This window comes from Pedococcus sp. P1_H8, assembly GCF_056405175.1.
The window spans coordinates 1-477 of sequence record NZ_JBFUCP010000188.1 but is presented as its reverse complement, the minus strand read 5'-3'; the positions used below and the strand labels follow the sequence as shown (position 1 = coordinate 477).

1 protein-coding gene is annotated in these 477 nt (G+C 70.9%); it reads right to left on the bottom strand.

Features of this window, described 5'->3' with window-relative positions; genetic code table 11:
* Nucleotides 1–7: 7 nt before the first annotated feature.
* The gene (locus AC1DYG_RS19520; RefSeq protein WP_477641509.1) at nucleotides 8–337 is read right to left on the bottom strand and encodes a UBP-type zinc finger domain-containing protein; all 330 of its coding nucleotides are present in this window, start codon (nucleotides 335–337) and stop codon (nucleotides 8–10) included.
* Nucleotides 338–477 lie beyond the last annotated feature (140 nt).

Below are 477 nucleotides of genomic sequence, written 5' to 3'. Positions count from 1 at the left end.
TCCAGGGTCAGCCCATCTCGGCGTGCCGGTAGCACCAACGCCACGCCTCGCCCGGCTCGTGCGAGCGCATGACGGGGTGTCCCGTCTGCTCGAAATGCGCGGTCGCGTGCCGGTGGGGACTCGAGTCGCAACATCCGACGTGGCCGCAGGTGAGACAGATCCGCAGGTGCGCCCAGTTCTGCTCACCGAGCGCCGCGCATTCCTCGCAGAGGCCGGGCGTGCGCGGCTCAGGGTCCGGTCCGGTGGCCGCGGCGAGTTCGTCGCAGGACCCGGCGGTGGCCGGACCCGGGGATCCCGCTCGGATGCGGTCAGCCGCGCGTCGCAGAACTCTCTTCATCACCTCCCATCCTGCATGCTGCAGGGTGGGATATCCACACATCCGACCGCCTGGACGGAGACCGCCGTGAACGTGGCCCTGCTCGCCGTCGCGGTGGCGGCGTTGCTCACCGCCGCCGTAGCGCGGCGCTTGAACTGGTC

What these genes read in the sequence shown, in the direction of transcription:
- AC1DYG_RS19520 (WP_477641509.1), bottom strand. Translation starts at nt 337, where the DNA reads ATGAAGAGAGTTCTGCGACGCGCGGCTGACCGCATCCGAGCGGGATCC.